This is a genomic window from Streptomyces glaucosporus, assembly GCF_039533345.1.
Taxonomy (GTDB): Bacteria; Actinomycetota; Actinomycetes; order Streptomycetales; family Streptomycetaceae; genus Streptomyces; species Streptomyces glaucosporus.
In genome coordinates, this window is the sequence record NZ_BAAATJ010000017.1 from 66,590 (window position 1) to 82,781 (window position 16,192).

Here is a 16,192-nt window from a genome sequence, read left to right on the forward strand (position 1 = left end):
CGTTTTCCAACCTCATGCTGATACGGCGAGGTGGAGAATAAGAACGGCCTGGACCAGGCCGGTGATGCGGGTGGTGCTGCAGCGGAGCTTGCGCAGTAGCTGCCAGGACGTGAGGGCGGCCACCGCCTGCTCGCCCAGGGCGCGGATGCGGGCGTGGGAGCGGTTATGGGCCTGCTGCCCGGCCGAGAGCTTCGCCCAGCGGCCCCAGTAGGGCACCCGCACGGCAGGGCCGGCGCCTCGGTAGGCCTGGTCCGCCCAGCAGGCCGCGCCGGCCTCGGTCAAGGCGTCGATGATGTCCCCGGAGGGGGCGCCCCCCAGCGGGTGCGGGCCGCACGGAGATCGTGGACCGCGCCGGGCAGGGCCGGGGAGGCCCAGAGCAGCTTCCCGGACGGGTCGGCGGGGACCTGGACGTTCATGCCGTGCCGCTGGTGCTTTCCCGAGTGGTACGGCCGGTCGGCGGCGATCTCCCCCAGCCTTCGGCCGGGAGGTGCCCCCAGTCGATCGGCAGCAGGGTGCCGTCCGGGGACCCCGGCGGCAGGCGCTAGGTGATCTACGACGAGGCCTGGCGCGTAATGCGCCACGTCGCCCTGCTGGAGCGCATGCAGTCCCAGTGGAAGCTCAGCCGCGGCCTGGGCATCGCCAACATGATGGTCATCCACCGTCTGTCCGACCTGCTCACCGCAGGCGACGCCGACTCCCGCAGCCGCGCCCTGGCCGAAGGGCTGCTGCCCGACTGCTCCACCCGCATCGTCTACCGCCAGGAACCCGACCAGCTCGCCACCGCCGCTTCCCTCCTCGGCCTGACCGGCGTCGAGGCCCAGGCCGTCGGCGCCCTGGCCAAGGGCCGGGGCCTGTGGAAGGTCGCGGGCCGCTCCTTCATCACCCAGCACCTCCTCCACCCCGCTGAGCGAGAGTTGTTCGACACCGACGCCCGCATGCATGCCTGACGTCCATGCATCGCCCGGCCTTCCGCGCTGTGCCGATCAGCACCCGGGAGACCACCGGAACCGGTACAGGACGCCAAGTTCACCGGCAAGGCGACGGAGTTCCCTCCCTCATCGGACCGGTCCCGACACCATCTCTGTCTTCGCGGACGTGTACGGTTCCTGGGGCGTTTCAGGAGTCATGCCTGGGGGTGGCGATGAACCTTGTGCATCAGACCGAGAAGTTCGTCAATGCGTCATGGTCCCTGGTGGGGTTGCGCGATCTGATCTTCGAGATGCTGGGGTTGCTCTCCACCGAGCTCGGCAAGCAGGAGGGCATGGTCGGGGACGACGACGCCGGCCGGGCCTTCGCCGCCGTGTACAAGCCCGCCGTGCAGGCCGTCTTCGACAAGGCCGGCTTCGCCCACCAGGTCATGGCCGGCGGTGCCGGATCCCTGCTGAAGGCGGCCGAGGAGTTCTTGAAGAACGAGAGCGACACCGCCGCCGCTTTCCTCAAACAGGACCCCGGCGCCCCCAGCACCCCCGGCGTCGCCCCGCAGCCCTCCGGCCCCGACTGCACGCCTCGCGCCAGCCACAACGCCGAGGACCTGCCCGAGATCGTCGGCGAGACCGGCTGGGTCGACCAGTACCTGCTGCACAAACGCTTCCGCGGTCAGCAGGGCAAGCTGCGCGCCGTCGCCACGACTTGGCGGAACGCCGCGAAGATCCTGGAAGACGCTTATTGGGACTCGGAACGTGCCTGGCAGACCGCCAACCTCGGCCAGGTCGGCGACACCGCCGATGCCGTGGAGGACTTCTTCAAGAAATTCGTGGGCAAGACACCCCCGCCCGGTGAAGTCGGCGAGGGCGAGACGCTGATGGCGAACCTGCCCACCGCGTGCAGAATGATCGCCAAAGCGTGCGATGCCTACGCCGACCACATCGACACCGCGCTGGAGCGCATCCCCCTGGAGTCGAACCCGTTCATCGGCGAGTCCCTCCCCCTCTGGGAGAATCCGTTGTTCGGCGGCAACGGGCACGACGGCGGTCTGCACGAACTCGTCTCCGGCGATGTTCGCATCGCGGGGCTGGGCACCATACCGCCCTCACTCGACAGCGCCCGGGAGCGGGTGAAGATGCCGCAGCCCGACGGTGGCGGGTTCGGCCTCCTCCCCTCGGTCCCGCCGTTCCTCGCGCCCCTGGTCCGCATTCCCACCCTTGTCCCGGTGGCCTACCGCCCGCCGGTCCCCGGGTTGCGCATCCAACCGGTTCCGCCCCCGACACCTCCCGACCCGCGCTTCCCCGCCCTCACCGGGCCCGAGCGGCAGAAGTTTCAGACGTGGCTGGCGTCGCTGCGGCCCGGTGATGTCTCGGGCGGCAAACCCGCCGAGGTTGCCTACCAGAAGCGGGTGGCCGGATACCCGGAGTACGAGGTGCCCATCCCCCAGGGCCTCGGCAAGAGCAACACCCTGATGGTCGACGGCTTCCGGGAGGTCGACGGCATGGCCATCGATGCCAAGTACGTCAACGACCCGAACAGGAAATGTTACCGCTCCCTCGAAGAACTGCGCGAGAACCACAGAACCGGCAAGAGAGACTTTCTCTATGACAGCGACCGAGCGGAATTGAAGAAGTACGCCGCGGCCTTGAAAGATCCGCGTAACGCGGAGATGCGAGGGGTGGAGATCGCCACCAACAACCCGGACTCCGTGTCCTACTGGCGCGTGATGATGGCCGCCTACGGCGTCAAGGGTTACGCCCGCCACGTTCCATGATCAACAAATCGCCACACCGCAGGAGGGCATTGTGGAAGCGCAGGAGATCGCCGAACTCCGCACCATGTACATCTTCACCCCCGCGGAAGGAGCGACATGGGGCCTCACCTACTCGCTTCTCGAGGAGAAACTGCGGGCTCGAGATCCTGACGAGTTCATCCGCTTTGACGGCGATCCGGACGGTCCCGCGCACGGCTCGGTCATGTACTTCGGCATCACTCTCGACGGAGAGGAGCTGGAGGGCATCGCACGGCTGTCGCCCGAGGGCGTGGCCATTCAGGACTGTACGGCTCACCTGGCCGTCGAGTTCGTGCGGTGGCTCCGAACCGAGGTCGTACCGAACGGTGCAACGATCACCTACAACACGGAATGGGGGCTGGAGAGCGACCTCCCCGACGACATCGTTCCCGACGTCCCACGCCCTCGACTCGTCGGCGTCTTCGTGACCCACATCGAAGCCACTGGCGGACTGGACTTGGACTGAGAGGACCACGACTGGCCATTTCAGGAAGGAGAAAGAAAGGTGCGAAGACGCACGTCTGTGCGAGCGCGCCCCGGACGAGTTCGCCTGCATCGATGACGCCCCAGAGGGCCGGGTTCCCGCGGCCCGTCCATGAGCTTCGGCTTCACTCTCCAGGACGAAGCCATTGAAGGATTCGGCCTGACGACCCCGGAAGGCGCAGTCGTCACCGACGTGACAGCCCGGGCGGCGGAGTTCACGATGTGGCTCCGCGACCACGTCGTGCCGAGCGGAATGCCCATGGTGGTCAACACCGAGTGGGGAGTGGAAGACGGCATCCCCGATGCTCCGGTACCGGATGTACCGCTCCCCGGTCTCATCACAGCCCTTCTGTCGCATCTTGGGAGGAGACACTTGACTGACCGGACACCGGCGGCCGTCAAGTCTGTTCTTCGAAGACCGCATTGGTGCGCTTGACACAGAGGACAGGGCCTTTGAGGGGCCTTGAGGTGGGATTTCCGACTGCCACACCCTGACAAGGTTTCCCTCGCGCCGCAGCAACCTCGAGCTTATCGGCTTGCTACCGAAAATCGGCGGCCCGGCCAAATCCCCCAGCTTCCGGATCCTGCTCCTACCCGGTCGTTCTCGCTCCGGGAAGCGGCTCTCACTCCGCTCCCGGGCGCTTCTCTCTCGGAGCAGCTTCCATGAATAGCCCGCACATCATGGTTTACCACCATGACGAGTTCGGTGTCGTGGCCCAGAATGTGCACGGTCACCACCTCGCCGATCACATGCTGCGTCTGGTCGGGTTCGAGCCGGTTCCCGGGCAGGCGCTGTACGCCCTCACCGAGCCGCACCGCGGCCTGACCCGGCGCGCGCAGCAGGCGGTCAGCTCCCTCCGGGCAGCTCGTCTCACCGTCACCGCCGATGCCGCCTACGACGTCACCCCGCCCCGCCGCCCCCCTGCTGGCTGCGGTTCCCTTGATCGGCACGACCGCGTTGCAGACCAGACCGTCGCCCAAAGCGACTCGCGTATCGAGGATCCGGCATCAGATGGCCGTGCTGGGGCCGGCGACCGAGCTTCATCCGCGGAGACCGGCCCGGACGTGGCCTTCGGCGTGCATTTCTCCCTGGGTGTCGTCGCCGCCGTCACCGACGGCCGCCCGGCGGGCGAACGGATCCTGCGGGAGCAGGGCTTCCAGTACCAGCCCCGACTGGATGTCTACGCGTTGCCGGACACCGTCGAGTACTGCGATGCCGTGCGGAAGGTCGCACGGGCCAGTGCGGTGATGCAGGGCGCCGGTCTGACCGTCGCCGCCCAGCCGCACCTGGCCGCGTCCGTGACCGCGATACGCGCCTCCTCCCGAATCGCACCCACACAGGTCGGGAGCACCGCGCTCGACGGCGGTCCCGCCCGTGCTCCTGAGACGAGGACGGCGCAGGCAGCCGTCACCTGTCGGACCGCGACCGCCGAAACGCGCCCCGCCCACGGCCTCTCCCGCTGATCAGTCCTTCCCGAAAGGAGCCATGTCTTCGATGGCCGTGAAGAAGATCTGGACCATCGACCACGCCTGCGGGCACCGGGTCGACCGGGACCTGTCCAACCGGCCGGCTGACCGCCGGGCCGGGTACGCCCGGTGGCTCGCCGAGCGTGACTGCACCTCCTGCTGGAGGGCCTCCCACACCAAGGACGCCGAAGCCAAGGCAGCCTGGGTGGAGGCGAAGCGGGCGGAGGAATTGGCCGAGGCCGAAGCATGGTCCGCGCAGTACCGGATGCCTCCGCTGGAAGGTACCGACCGCCTCATCCCCTGGGGCATCCGCTGCCGCCACCGGCTCATGACCGCCGCCTACACGGTCCTGGTCGTCGAGGGCGAGGTCGGCGAGGCGGAGTGGGAGCGCATTGAGGACGCCGCCCGAACCATCACCCGCGCCGGGTGGTGGGTCGACCAACGCGACGCCGATCCCGAGGACCTGCCCGAGCTGCTGGAGGCCGCCACCGAGACCGACCGTCCTACCGAGAACCCCTACGTCTGACCCGCTCTCCACCGAGGTCGCCATGCGTGCCCCCGATGTCGTCATCACCCGGCGCCCCGAGAGCGGCGTCACCGCCGAAGGCGGCGACGAGCCGGCCGCCGCCCTCCTACGGCGCGCGGGCTTCATCCGCAGCCCTCGCCCAGGCAGCAGTGGTACGGACTCCCCTACGACCTGGGGGAGCAGACCGAGAACGAGATGGCCGACCACGCCACGCAGATGCCGCGCGCCGTCGGCTACAAGGTCGATCTCGACGAGGCCGACGTCTACGCCCAGGCCACGCGCCCTCTTCCGGCTGGACCAAAGCGGCTACCACGTGGAGTTCGACTTCGACCTGTACGACCGCGACACCTACCAGCGCAGCCGCGTCCCGACGCTCGCAATGAGGACCGCGTGATGGCCGCTGGAAGCCCGCCGAGTCGCACCCACCACCGCCCCCGTCCGTTCCCGGAGCCCGCCGTGCCGTCTCCGCGCACCCGTACGCCCTCCCCCACCACCGGTATCGACCTGCTGCTCTACCCCCTGCTCGGACTCGCCGCCGCGGGGCTGGCCGGCGGCTCCCTGGCCTGGCTGACCGGCAACCTCACCAGCCTCCTCGCCGGTCACGGCCGGTGGGCCGCCTACCGGCCCGTCGAGGCGCTGTTCCACCCCGAGCGCCTGTGGCCCCACCTGTCGCCCACCGCCGTACTCGTCGGCACCCGCGCCGGCCCCGCCCTGGCCACTGCCGCCGTCATCGCCGCCGGGCTGCTCCTGTGGCTGCGTCTGCGCGGTCCGCGGAACGGGCTGGCCGGTCCGCGGGACCTGGCGGCGCTGCTGCCCGAGCAGAGCGCGGCCAAGGCCGTCGATCTGCGTCCCAGCTTGTCGGGCCGCAGGCCGAGGGACGTGCGCCCGGACGACCGCGGCGTCCTGCTCGGCGCCCTCGCCCCGGGCCGGGCCGAGGTGCGCTCCTCCTGGGAGGACGTCCTGCTGGCGATCATGGCTCCGCGCTCGGGCAAGACCTCCTGCCTGGCCGTCCCCGCCATCCTCCGCGCTCCCGGCCCGGTGCTGCTGACCTCCAACAAGGCCGCCCGGGACGCCTACACCGCCACTGTCGGCGCCCGTGCCGAGGTCGGCCGAGTCTGGACGCTGGATCCGCAGCAAATCGCCCACGCCCCACGCCGGATGTGGTGGGACATCCTCGCCGACGCCCGCGACCTGCCCGGGGCCCGGCGCCTGGCCGGCCACTTCGTGTCGGCCTCGGTGGACGAGTCCTCGCAAGGCGACTTCTGGTCCACCGCCGCAGCCAACACCCTGACCGCCCTGTTCCTGGCCGCGGCCCGCAGCGGGCGTCCGATCACCGACGTGCTGGCCTGGCTCGCCTCACCGGCCGACCGCACCCCGGTCGACCTGCTGCAGGACGCCGGGCTGGAGGCCGTCGCCGCCCAACTCCAGGGCACCGTCGCCGGGGCGGTGGAGACCCGGGACGGCATCTTCGAGACCGCCCGCCAGTACGCGGCCTGCCTGCTCGACCCGGAGGTCGCCGCCTGGGTCACCCCCACCGACGAGTTGCCCGAGTTCCGACCGCAGGAGTTCGTCACCAGCCGCGACACGCTGTTCCTTCTGTCCAAGGACGGCGGCGGCTCCGCCTCGGCGATCATCGCCGCAGCGGCGGACGCGGTGATGCGCGCGTCCGTCGTCCAGGCCGAGCGCGATGGCGGGCGCCTGGACCCGCCGCTACTGGCGATCCTGGACGAGGCCGCGAACGTCTGCAAGATCGGTGACCTGCCCGACCTGTACTCCCACCTCGGCTCCCGGGGCGTCATCCCGATCACGATCCTGCAGTCCTACCGGCAGGGCGTACGGGTGTGGGGCGAGGCGGGCATGGACGCCCTGTGGTCGGCGGCCACGATCAAGCTGGTCGGCTCCGGCATCGACGACGCGGACTTCGCCGACAAGCTCTCCCGTCTCGTCGGCGACCACGACGTGCCCACGGTCTCGAAGACCACCGGCGGGTCCGGCGGGTCGACCTCCGTCTCCCTGCGGCAGGAGCGCGCGCTCCCGACCGACGCCATCCGCGCCCTGCCCAAGGGTTCGGCGCTGCTGCTCGCCACCGGCGTACGGCCCGCCCTGCTGAAGCTCAGGCCCTGGTACAAGGAGCCGGGCGCCGAGGCGCTCAGCGCCGCCTCGGCCAGGGCGACCGCGGAGATCACCGAACGCGCCCTGGCCAAGGCCTCCGGCCACATGGCCACCGTTCGAGCCTCCGAGACCGAGGGCCGCCGGTGAAGCCCCTGGTGGAAGTCGAGCAGGCGGTGCTCGGCGCGGTGCTCCTCGACCCCGGCCAGCTTCCACGCCTGGCGGACTGGCTGGCCCCGGCCCACTTCTCCCGGCCCGTCCACGCCGCCCTGTACGCGGCGATGCTCAGGCTCCGCGCTGGCGGCCACCCCGCGGCGCGCGCGAGCGCCGACGAGGTGCCGCTGTCCTGGGTCACCGACACCGTCGCCGAAGCGAGCCGCCATGTGCGGGGACTCACTGCGGCGTACCCGCACGCCCTCGTCGCCGCATGCCCGCACCCCGGTCACGCCCCGGCGTACGGGCGGATGGTGCTGGAAGGCGCCATCCACCGCAGCGTCGCGGAGCACGCCGTCCGCCTGCACCAAGCCGCCCGCGCCGACGCGGTCCGGGGCGAGGTGGAGGAGAGCCTGCACCGCGCCCGGACGCTGGCCGAGGTGCTCGCGGACCTCGGCCGTCGGTGGGGCACCGAGCCGCGTGCCATCGCTCCGCCAGGCTCCGCACCGGCGGCCTCCCGATTCCTTCCTCTGCCGGACGAGCACCTGCTCGCCGACGAGCGGAACCTGCTCGGCGCACTGGTCGAGCGCCCGGCCCAGCTGGACCGGGTCGTCGCCTGGCTCCGGCCGGAGGACTTCGCCGTCCCCGCCCACGGCCGGCTCTACCGGTGCGTGGCAGCGCTTCACCACCGCGGCGAGCCCGTGGACCACCTCACCGTGCTGTGGGAGGCGCAGCACCGGGGCCTGCTGGCCGACGGCAGCGTGACGGCCGAGCAGGTCAGGGACGTCTGTAGTAGTGCGGCAGCCGGCTCCGCCGATTACCTGGCGCAGCAGGTCGTACGCGCCTCCGTGCTACGGACCGCCGCTGTCTCCGCCCGGGCCGTACAGGAGTTGGCGGACGACGAGTCCCTCTCCCCCGGCCGCCTCATCGGCTACGCCCTCCACGTCCTGGAACCGCTGGCGGAAACCGTACGCCGCTGGCAGCAGGCCACCGGCTCCTCTGAACCGCCCGCCACCGCCCGGCCGTTCCCCGCCCGTGTCGCCGCCGCCCGCGCCCGTACCCGCCTCTCCCCGCCGACTCCGACCGATCACCTACCCGCCGCGGCAGCCCGCACGGCCTCCCCTACCCGTCCACCCCATCGGAGCCGCTCATGAGCAACCGGTCCGACAACGGTGCCGAGACCCTGGCCGACGAGGCCGACAGCCTGCGCAGGCGTCTGCCGGCATCTCCGCTCTCCGACCGCCTGCCCGACCTCGTCGCCGTCTCACACCGGCTCGGCACCGCCCGTACCCTGCACGCCCGTCTCTCCGACGAGGTGCTGTTCCGCGTGACCGGCGCCGAGGGTCCCGTCTCCCGCGAGTACCGGCACCTCGTCGGCGCCCTCTCCTCTGCCGCCGCCTCCGTCGGCCGGGCCTTGCAGGGGCTCACCGAGGTATACGAGCAGTTCGGCTTCCTCTACTGGTTCGCCACCACTCCAACTCCCCAGATCTACGTGATGCCCGACAGGCCGCCGACCGAGTAGTCGAGGACCGGCTCGTCGAAGCCCGCAAGGCACTCCTGGAGACCTACCTCACCCTGCGCAGGGCGTCCGAGGACCTCCTCACGTCCTCGCCTCGCACAACGGCGGCCCGCAGCCGCACCACCACCGATGCGTTCACCACCGCGCTACGTCCGGCAGCGGCGCCTCCCACCACCCGGCCGACCGACACCCCTGCCGCACGACTGGGCCGGTGAGCCATGGCCCGGCACCCCGCGCCCACCCCCGCCGCAGCTCCTCAGTACAACCTGCCCACCAGATGGCCAGCTCTCTTCCCTAACTGCCCCTGGCCCGCTTCCTCCTGATCGTCTTCCCGGAGCTGCTCGTGACCAGCTTGACCGCCGAGGACGTCAAAGTCCTGTACGAGATGGCCCTGCGCTTCAACACCGAGCGGAAGCGCCTGCCTTTCCCGAACACCACGGCCACCTACCGAGCATCGTCGACCTCTCCCAACGGCTCAGCAGCCTCAGCGGGCTGCTGACCGAAGTATCGGACGAGGTGCTGTTCCGCTCAACAGGTTCCGAACCAACCGGATCACAGCTCCGGGCAGTCGGCCTGTCCACCGCAGCCGCCGTGCACGTCCGGCACGCCATATGCCTGATCACCGAGGTCTACCAGCAGCTCAGCGCCCCTCACACGGTGGACGTCGACCCCGAGGTCGCCGATCAGGGCAGGATCGCCGCTGCGGTAACGGACCGACTGGCCGAAGCACGCCTGGCCGTCCTCACCGGCGGCTTCCTCCTCCACCGGGCCGCGGAACAGCACAGTGCCCTGTCGCCTCGCGTCACCGCCGCGCGCAGCCGTTCCGCTCTCCCCGTTCCGCGCCACGCCGCACAGGTTCATTCCTCTCCCCCAGCGCAACATCCTGGATCGACTGCCGTCCCCGTCACGGACGCTGAGCATCTTCAGGAAAGGCACCACCGAACGGCGCTGAGGATCGGTGGCGACGGCGCCTTGCCGGTCCTGTTCCACCACCTCGCTCGGTCGCATGCCCGAGAGGGCCAAAGCGCGAATCCCCATACCCGCGAACACCGGCCAGGCCAAATCCGGTTCTTCGGTGAGTCTCGTGCTCGGTAGTTCGCAGTCCGACCGCGCGAGGAGATCCACCGTGCCCGAGCGTTCCGAGGGCTCCCAAGAGTCCGCCTCGGTATCCGGTCCCGACATCGACGACCTCGCTGCCACCGTCGCCCGGCTGGTTGCCGACACCCGAGCCCACGGCCGCCTGCTAGACCGGCTCGCCGACGAATCCGGCGACGCCTTGAAAGCAGCCGCTGCATCAGCGGATACGGCACCCGTTCCTGCTCACGGCGGCAAGGGACCGAGGTCAGTGTTCATCCTGGCCCTGGACGAGGAGGCTTACGCGGCGGAGTTGAAGGCGCTGCGCTTCTGGGTGGACAACCTCCTGCTCCCCACCTACGGGCGGGAAGTCACCACCAACCGGCCCTGGTGCTGGCAGTGGTACGAGCATCCCGAGGCCGTCGCGCGTCTGCACGCCCTGTGGCTGGCCTGGCAGCAGCTCATCGACGTCGAGGCGGGACTGGTCGGGCCCAACATCTGGCACCGCGACCACCTCGGCCCCGCCCTGCTGCAGCTACGCGCTCCTGACGGCCCCTTTGCCGCCTGCACCACCAACCCGGGACGGCCGAACCACCGCCTGCTCGCCACGCCCCAGTCCGACCCGGAGGAGAGGTGACCGTGCCCGACTACCACCTTGACGGCTTCACCCCGGCCGATCAGGCAGCCGCCGACGCCAGGGACTACCTCGACCTGGCCGGCGACGACTTCCACGTCCTGGCCGACCACCACACCGCCGACGCGGCACACAGCTTCCTCGTCGTCCATGACGGCTCGGCCACCTGGGGCGTCCCAGGCGCTCCCCAGCTCGTCTCGCTGCACATCACCCGCGATCTGCGGGCCCGCACCTTTCAGGTCGAGCACGCGCAGCACGCGATGCTGCCGTTCGCCCAGCGATGGCTGGTCGCCCGCGGCTGCGACCCTGCGGCCATCCGTCTCCCGGAGGGCAGGTACAGCCGTCCCGCTGACGCCCTGACCGCCCAGCTCGAAGAGCGCATCGTCCGCTCGGGCGAGCGGTACCAGGTTCTCGATCACCACACCCGCGACGACGAACCGCACGAGATCTGGGTCATGGTCCGGGACACCGATCCCGGCGCCGCCCAGCACCCGATCCGGATCTTCCTCGAAGAGGCCGACCTCGACACCTTCACCTACACCATGCGCGAAGGCGCCTTCCCGGACGGCGTCAGCGCCAACCAGTGGCTGACCGACCGCGACACACCACTCCCCGAACCCGCACAACACCCCGACGCGCCGAACCGCAGGACAGTCGCCGCGCTCTCCCGCTCCACCAGCAGCGCTGGCGCCCGCCCCGTTCCTGGCACCACCCGAGTCACCCCAGCGAAGGGCACAGGGCAGTGTCAGCGGCAGGTGCTAGACCATGCTCCATGAGCCTTGCGCCCCTGCCCGACCCCCATGTCGCCTTCGATGACCTCGGCACTGCCGACCTGGTGGTGGACGCCCTCTACGCCGGAGGGGCCAACGGCAACGCCGGCGATGACCCGATCGCCAAGCTAGTACCAGGGGTCGGCAACCAGGGAGGGTTCCGGCACTGCGGCTCGCCCGCCAAGGGCACCGTCCGCCTATCAGTGCTCTACACGACCGGAGGTGTAGTGGACTGGCCCGACCACCTCGACACGCAGACCGGTACCTTCACCTACTACGGCGACAACAGGACTCCGGGCCGGGACCTGCACGGCACTCCCCGCGGAGGCAACGTACTGCTGAGGGACGCCTTCGCGGCTTCGCACGGCACCGCCGCCGAACGCGCCGCAGGCGTGCCGCCTTTCCTGTTCGAGAAGGCAGGGGGTGCCGGCCGCGCTGTGCGCTTCCGCGGCCTTCTGGCACCCGGCGGGCCCAACATGGCGCCCGACGACGAACTGGCGGCCATCTGGCGGACCACCGGCGGCCGCCGCTTCCAGAACTACCGGGCCCGATTCACGGTGCTGGACCATGCCAGGGTTCCCCGTACTTGGCTCCAGCATCTCCTGGAGGGAGGGGATCCGCTTGAAGGCGGCTGCCCTCCGGCATGGGGCGCCTGGGTCAAGGGACGCGTCTACACCCCCCTGCTCGCGCCTTCCACCACCGTCATCAGGTCCAAGGCGGACCAACTCCCCGATGACCCCGAAGGCCGGGCCATCCTGGAGATGATCCGGGCCCACTTCCGCGGCCGGGAGCACGACTTCGAGGAGTGCGCGGTCGCTGTCTGGCGGCTGATGGCGCCCAGGACCGGCGCCTGCGACCTCACCCGCCCCAGTCGCGACGGAGGGCGCGATGCAGTCGGCGAGTACGTTCTCGGCCCGGAGGCGAGCCCCATCTCCATCGACTTCGCTCTGGAAGCGAAGTGCTACGCGGCCTCGAACTCTGTCGGGGTCAGAGAGGTCTCGCGCCTTATCTCCCGTCTGCGGCACCGCACCTTCGGTGTCCTCGTCACGACCTCGTACTTCCACAGGCAGGTGCAGGAAGAGGTCCGCGAAGACGGCCATCCCATCGCCCTTGTGTGCGGCCGGGACATCGTCGGCGCTCTGCGCCGGTACGGCTACACCACCCCGGCGGCTGTTCAGCAGTGGCTGGAGCAGGGTTTCCCCGGGCGGTAGGAGCCTCCTTCGGAATCACCGCCGCCAGTTCCCCTAGTCCTGCGCTGATTTGGTGCGGCCGGGATAATCCATAACATCACTCACCACGGCGCATCACGCCCCCGCTGGAATTCCTCCGGCGGGATGAGCATGCACGGAAGGTGAGAGATTGGCGCGGATTGTCGACAAGGGCCCCGGCCATAGCGGAAAGCGGTGGACTGTGCGCTACCGGGAGCCCGGTGGGAGGGCTGGGCGGCAGCGCGAGAAGTCGTTCGCCTTAAAGCGGGACGCGCTGGCCTTCGCCGTGAAAGTGGAGAACGACAAGCGGGAGAACCTGTACATCGACCCGGACGCCGGGAGGGTCCCCCTGCACCGGTACGCGGAGCAGTGGCTGGCGTCCAAGAGCATGGCCCCGGGCACCGCCGAGGCCTATGAGCGCATCCTGCGGCTCCACGTCCTGCCCCACCTGGGCCGCAAGGCGCTGGCCCAGGTCACCACCGCCGACGTGGAGGACCTGTACGCGCGGTGGCGGCAGGAGGGCGCGGCCCCGGGCACGGTCCAGTCCCGCCGCATCGTCCTGTCGGGCTTGTTCTCGCACGCGGTGCGGCACCGCCGGATCCCCTTCAGCCCGGTGCGGGAGGCCGGGAAACCGGTCGGCGCCGTACCGCGGGTGGACGAGCGGAGCCTGCCCAGTTTCGAGGAGATAGCCGCCCTGGCAAAAGAGATCGGGCCGCGGCTGGAACCCGCGGTCTGGCTCATGGCCGGCTGCGGACTGCGTATCGGGGAATCCCTCGGCGTGTTCCCCGAGGACATCTCCGGCGGAATTCTGCGGATGCGCCGGCAGGTGATAAGGGTGAGGGATGGTTCGGGAAAGTATGTGGTCCGTTACGCGCCGCTCAAGTACCGCAGGGAAGGCGAGTGGCGCGATGTCCCGGCCCCTTCCTCAATAGCCTCCCTCGCCGATCTGCTGCCGATACGCAGCAGCAGCGGAAGAATTCCCTATCCGAATCTGCTGCGCAATTCCTGGGTCCGTGCGATCCGGCGGCTGAAGATGCGGGAGTACACCCCGCACGACTTGAGGCACAAGTGAGCCACCGAGACCCTGAGTAACGGTGTTCCCCTCCACGAGGTGTCGCGGTGGATGGGGCACCGGTCGGTCAGGGTCACGGCGGACCGCTACGGCCACCTCACCGCCGACGGCGGCGACCGCTGCCGGCAGGTGCTGGAGGCCGTTCTCGGCGGCGGCTCAGCAGATGCCCAGCTCCCGTAGCACCCGGTGCTGGGCCGGTGCGGGCTTTGCCGGGAAGATCACATAGCAGATGCCTCCCGTGCCGCTTCTGACCTGGCCGTTCGCGTTGTAGCGCTTGGTTCTGAGCCAGATGTTCTCGAACTGCCCCGGCACACCGGGCCGGAAGCGGCACCACACAGTGAGCGTTTTCAGAGTGCCCACCGATCGGGTGGCGAGGACACTCTCCGCAACGCACGAGGCTCCCGTGCCGTTGAGAGAGGTGTTCAACGTCTCAACTCATCAGCACAGGAGCCTCGTTGGTTCCCTATCCTGCCGCACTCGACCTGCCGCACGCCCTGGTCGAGTGGGTCACCCTGCTCATCGTCACCCGGGAGGGTGACCGCCGCTGCAAGCTGCCGCCCCACCAGCGGGCCCTCGTCGGCCTCGTCTACCTCCGCCGCCACGACACCCTCGCGCAGCTCGCCGCCGGCTTCGGGATCTCGGTGGGCACCGCCCACGCCTACGTCACGGCCGTCATCGACCACCTGTCCCGCCGGGCACCCGGACTGCTGCGGGTCCTGCGGGAGAGCGACCCCGGGCACGTCCTGCTCGACGGCACCCTCGCCGAGTGCGACCGGGTCGGCGACAGTCGGGCCGACTTCTCGCAGAAACACCGCCGCCACGGCGTGAACGTGCAGGTCGCCACCGATCCCGCGGGCAGACTGCTGTGGATCTCACCCGCGCTGCCCGGCCGCACCCACGACCTCACCGCGGCCCGCACCCACCGGATCATCCGGATCTGCGAACGCCAGGGCGTTCCCGTCCTCGCCGACCGCGCCTACCTCGGAGCCGGCTCCTGGGTGACCACGCCGGTCAGGCGTCCGCCTCGCCGGGAGCTCACCCCGACCCAGCGCACGGTCAACCGGGCGCTGTCGGCGGCGCGAGCACCGGTCGAACGGAGCGTCGCGAGGCTGAAGTCCTGGCGGATCTTCCGCCGGGCCCGATGCAGCCCGAACCGCATGACGTCAATCGCCAAAGCCGTCCTCACCCTGGAGCGTCAGCGCTGAAAAGGCTCAGTAAACGCACAGGTCAACCGTGGGGTTTGTCCACCACGGGCAGGCCCACATCACTCCTGTGCCGACTCGGCACGGGCCCGTTGCCGTCCGTCCCGGCCCATTCGGTCCGCCGCACTGGTTCGGTACCGACTCCTGCTCGCCGACCGGACCCCACCCTCCGCCCCACACCACACTTCCCCCCCCCAGACGGTCATCCTTTACAGGGAGTGCCGCGGTCAGCGTCTTTTACACGGCCACTCCTCTCTTGACCTGGCGGGGCGGACGGCACGTCCCATGCTGATCAATCGGGCTTCTCCGGTGGTTTTCTTCCTGCTCCAGCCCATCGCTCTGGTTCGCTTGGCACAGTTTTTGCAAGTTGTTTCCGTAGATTCAGAAGGTCCAACACGCCGCAGTCGACGCATCGCCCGGAGCGCCGGTCATGTCCGGTGCAGGAGCCGGGGCTGCTGCCGTAAGCGCCGACGGGAAACGCCGGCAGCCATAACACCGGATCCCTTGACCGCACTCCTGGCAACGGCTGCCGTCGTTCCCTAGTCGTCCAGCCCTCAGCCCTCACGCAACCTGGTTCTCTGCTTCACCTCGGTGCCGCATCTGGCACCATGAACCAGTGACGAGGATCCAGCTCAGTCAAGAATCGGCAAAGCCCCTTTAACGCCGCAGGTCAGGAAGAGTGGTCCCCGCGCGAGCGGGGGTGTTCCGCGGCTGCTGGCCGCGCAGTTCGACCAGCAGCGGTGGTCCCCGCGCGAGCGGGGGTGTTCCGTGACCGGAAGTTCCTCGCACGCGCGCGTGCGCGTGGTCCCCGCGCGAGCGGGGGTGTTCCGCAGGCACAGGTAGCGGAACGCCGCAGGAAGGCGTGGTCCCCGCGCGAGCGGGGGTGTTCCGGGCGTGGCCGACGCCATGGGCCTGATCCCGGGGTGGTCCCCGCGCGAGCGGGGGTGTTCCGCGCCAGGCCGTCGTCGACCTCCTCCTCGCCGCGTGGTCCCCGCGCGAGCGGGGGTGTTCCGCCGGTCCACCCCGACATCCCCACCGACCGCGCGTGGTCCCCGCGCGAGCGGGGGTGTTCCGACCTCGCCGACATGGACCGCGACCCCCTCTCCGTGGTCCCCGCGCGAGCGGGGGTGTTCCGGTACTCGCGGACCAGGTCGGCCGGTGGATCCCGTGGTCCCCGCGCGAGCGGGGGTGTTCCGGCGGCCAAGGAGGCCGACGCCGAACACGCCGCGTGGTCCCCGCGCGAGCGGGGGTGTTCCGCT

Annotated in this window: 16 protein-coding genes, 3 pseudogenes and 1 CRISPR repeat array (1 of these 20 only partly in view); of the genes and pseudogenes, 16 read left to right on the plus strand and 3 right to left on the minus strand. The window is 70.1% G+C overall.

Translation table 11 applies throughout. The features are described 5' to 3' along the window. Positions 1-12 precede the first annotated feature (12 nt). Positions 13-473, minus strand: a pseudogene (locus ABD358_RS18275) (transposase family protein); the annotation flags it as partial. A 72-nt stretch (positions 474-545) separates the two neighbouring features. Between ABD358_RS18275 and ABD358_RS18280 the strand changes: the two are divergent. The 10 genes and pseudogenes from ABD358_RS18280 to ABD358_RS18325 all read left to right on the plus strand — a co-directional run. Beyond that, positions 546-947, plus strand: a pseudogene (locus ABD358_RS18280) (ATP-binding protein); the annotation flags it as partial. 194 nt (positions 948-1,141) lie between these two features. Beyond that, positions 1,142-2,698: a restriction endonuclease fold toxin-2 domain-containing protein gene (locus tag ABD358_RS18285; RefSeq protein ID WP_344632188.1), complete on the plus strand. Its 1,557-nt coding sequence runs from the start codon at positions 1,142-1,144 to the stop codon at positions 2,696-2,698. A gap of 31 nt (positions 2,699-2,729) precedes the next feature. Beyond that, entirely contained in the window at positions 2,730-3,182 is a 453-nt protein-coding gene (locus ABD358_RS18290; RefSeq protein ID WP_344632129.1) for a hypothetical protein, read from the plus strand. A gap of 129 nt (positions 3,183-3,311) precedes the next feature. Beyond that, positions 3,312-3,635, plus strand: a complete 324-nt coding sequence (locus ABD358_RS18295) for a hypothetical protein (protein WP_344632130.1) — start codon at positions 3,312-3,314, stop codon at positions 3,633-3,635. Between the two features lie 227 nt (positions 3,636-3,862). After that, positions 3,863-4,663 carry a hypothetical protein gene (locus ABD358_RS18300; protein ID WP_344632131.1) on the plus strand — a complete coding sequence of 267 codons (801 nt, stop codon included), beginning with the start codon at positions 3,863-3,865 and terminating at the stop codon, positions 4,661-4,663. 31 nt (positions 4,664-4,694) lie between these two features. Beyond that, positions 4,695-5,192: a hypothetical protein gene (locus ABD358_RS18305; protein ID WP_344632189.1), complete on the plus strand. Its 498-nt coding sequence runs from the start codon at positions 4,695-4,697 to the stop codon at positions 5,190-5,192. Between the two features lie 456 nt (positions 5,193-5,648). Then, positions 5,649-7,451, plus strand: a complete 1,803-nt coding sequence (locus ABD358_RS18310) for a type IV secretory system conjugative DNA transfer family protein (RefSeq protein ID WP_344632132.1) — start codon at positions 5,649-5,651, stop codon at positions 7,449-7,451. Beyond that, positions 7,448-8,608, plus strand: a complete 1,161-nt coding sequence (locus ABD358_RS18315) for a DnaB-like helicase N-terminal domain-containing protein (protein WP_344632133.1) — start codon at positions 7,448-7,450, stop codon at positions 8,606-8,608. The genes ABD358_RS18310 and ABD358_RS18315 overlap by 4 nt, the downstream gene beginning before the upstream one ends. Continuing rightward, the gene (locus ABD358_RS18320; protein ID WP_344632134.1) at positions 8,605-8,976 is read left to right on the plus strand and encodes a hypothetical protein; all 372 of its coding nucleotides are present in this window, start codon (positions 8,605-8,607) and stop codon (positions 8,974-8,976) included. Before ABD358_RS18315 ends, ABD358_RS18320 begins: the two co-directional genes overlap by 4 nt. 340 nt (positions 8,977-9,316) lie before the next feature. Then, positions 9,317-9,472, plus strand: a complete 156-nt coding sequence (locus tag ABD358_RS18325; RefSeq protein WP_344632135.1) for a hypothetical protein — start codon at positions 9,317-9,319, stop codon at positions 9,470-9,472. Between the two features lie 53 nt (positions 9,473-9,525). Here the strand turns inward: ABD358_RS18325 and ABD358_RS18330 are convergent, their stop codons facing one another. Continuing rightward, on the minus strand, positions 9,526-10,098 hold the full coding sequence (locus tag ABD358_RS18330) for a hypothetical protein (protein ID WP_344632136.1): 573 nt from the start codon (positions 10,096-10,098) through the stop codon (positions 9,526-9,528). A gap of 1 nt (position 10,099) precedes the next feature. On the opposite strand from ABD358_RS18330, the gene ABD358_RS18335 reads away from it, so the two are divergent. From ABD358_RS18335 to ABD358_RS18355, 5 genes are all read left to right on the plus strand, one after another. After that, positions 10,100-10,684 (plus strand): DUF4913 domain-containing protein, encoded by a 585-nt coding sequence (locus ABD358_RS18335; RefSeq protein WP_344632137.1) that lies wholly within the window; start codon positions 10,100-10,102, stop codon positions 10,682-10,684. A gap of 2 nt (positions 10,685-10,686) precedes the next feature. Next, positions 10,687-11,457 (plus strand): glycosyl hydrolase, encoded by a 771-nt coding sequence (locus ABD358_RS18340; RefSeq protein WP_344632138.1) that lies wholly within the window; start codon positions 10,687-10,689, stop codon positions 11,455-11,457. Beyond that, positions 11,454-12,662, plus strand: a complete 1,209-nt coding sequence (locus ABD358_RS18345) for a restriction endonuclease (RefSeq protein WP_344632139.1) — start codon at positions 11,454-11,456, stop codon at positions 12,660-12,662. Before ABD358_RS18340 ends, ABD358_RS18345 begins: the two co-directional genes overlap by 4 nt. 199 nt (positions 12,663-12,861) lie before the next feature. Further along, entirely contained in the window at positions 12,862-13,731 is an 870-nt protein-coding gene (locus tag ABD358_RS18350; RefSeq protein ID WP_344632140.1) for a tyrosine-type recombinase/integrase, read from the plus strand. Between the two features lie 51 nt (positions 13,732-13,782). Beyond that, positions 13,783-13,911, plus strand: a complete 129-nt coding sequence (locus ABD358_RS18355) for a hypothetical protein (protein ID WP_344632141.1) — start codon at positions 13,783-13,785, stop codon at positions 13,909-13,911. Here the strand turns inward: ABD358_RS18355 and ABD358_RS18360 are convergent. Continuing rightward, positions 13,888-14,034: pseudogene (locus ABD358_RS18360) on the minus strand (peptidase C39 family protein); the annotation flags it as partial. The gene ABD358_RS18355 and the pseudogene ABD358_RS18360 sit on opposite strands and share 24 nt — an antisense overlap. Positions 14,035-14,186: 152 nt before the next feature. Between ABD358_RS18360 and ABD358_RS18365 the strand changes: the two are divergent. Continuing rightward, positions 14,187-14,936, plus strand: coding sequence for a transposase family protein (locus ABD358_RS18365; RefSeq protein WP_344632142.1), 750 nt, complete (start codon positions 14,187-14,189; stop codon positions 14,934-14,936). Positions 14,937-15,612: 676 nt separating this feature from the next. Beyond that, a CRISPR array of direct repeats spans positions 15,613-16,192; the repeat unit is 29 nt; unit sequence GTGGTCCCCGCGCGAGCGGGGGTGTTCCG; it runs 730 nt beyond the window's last position.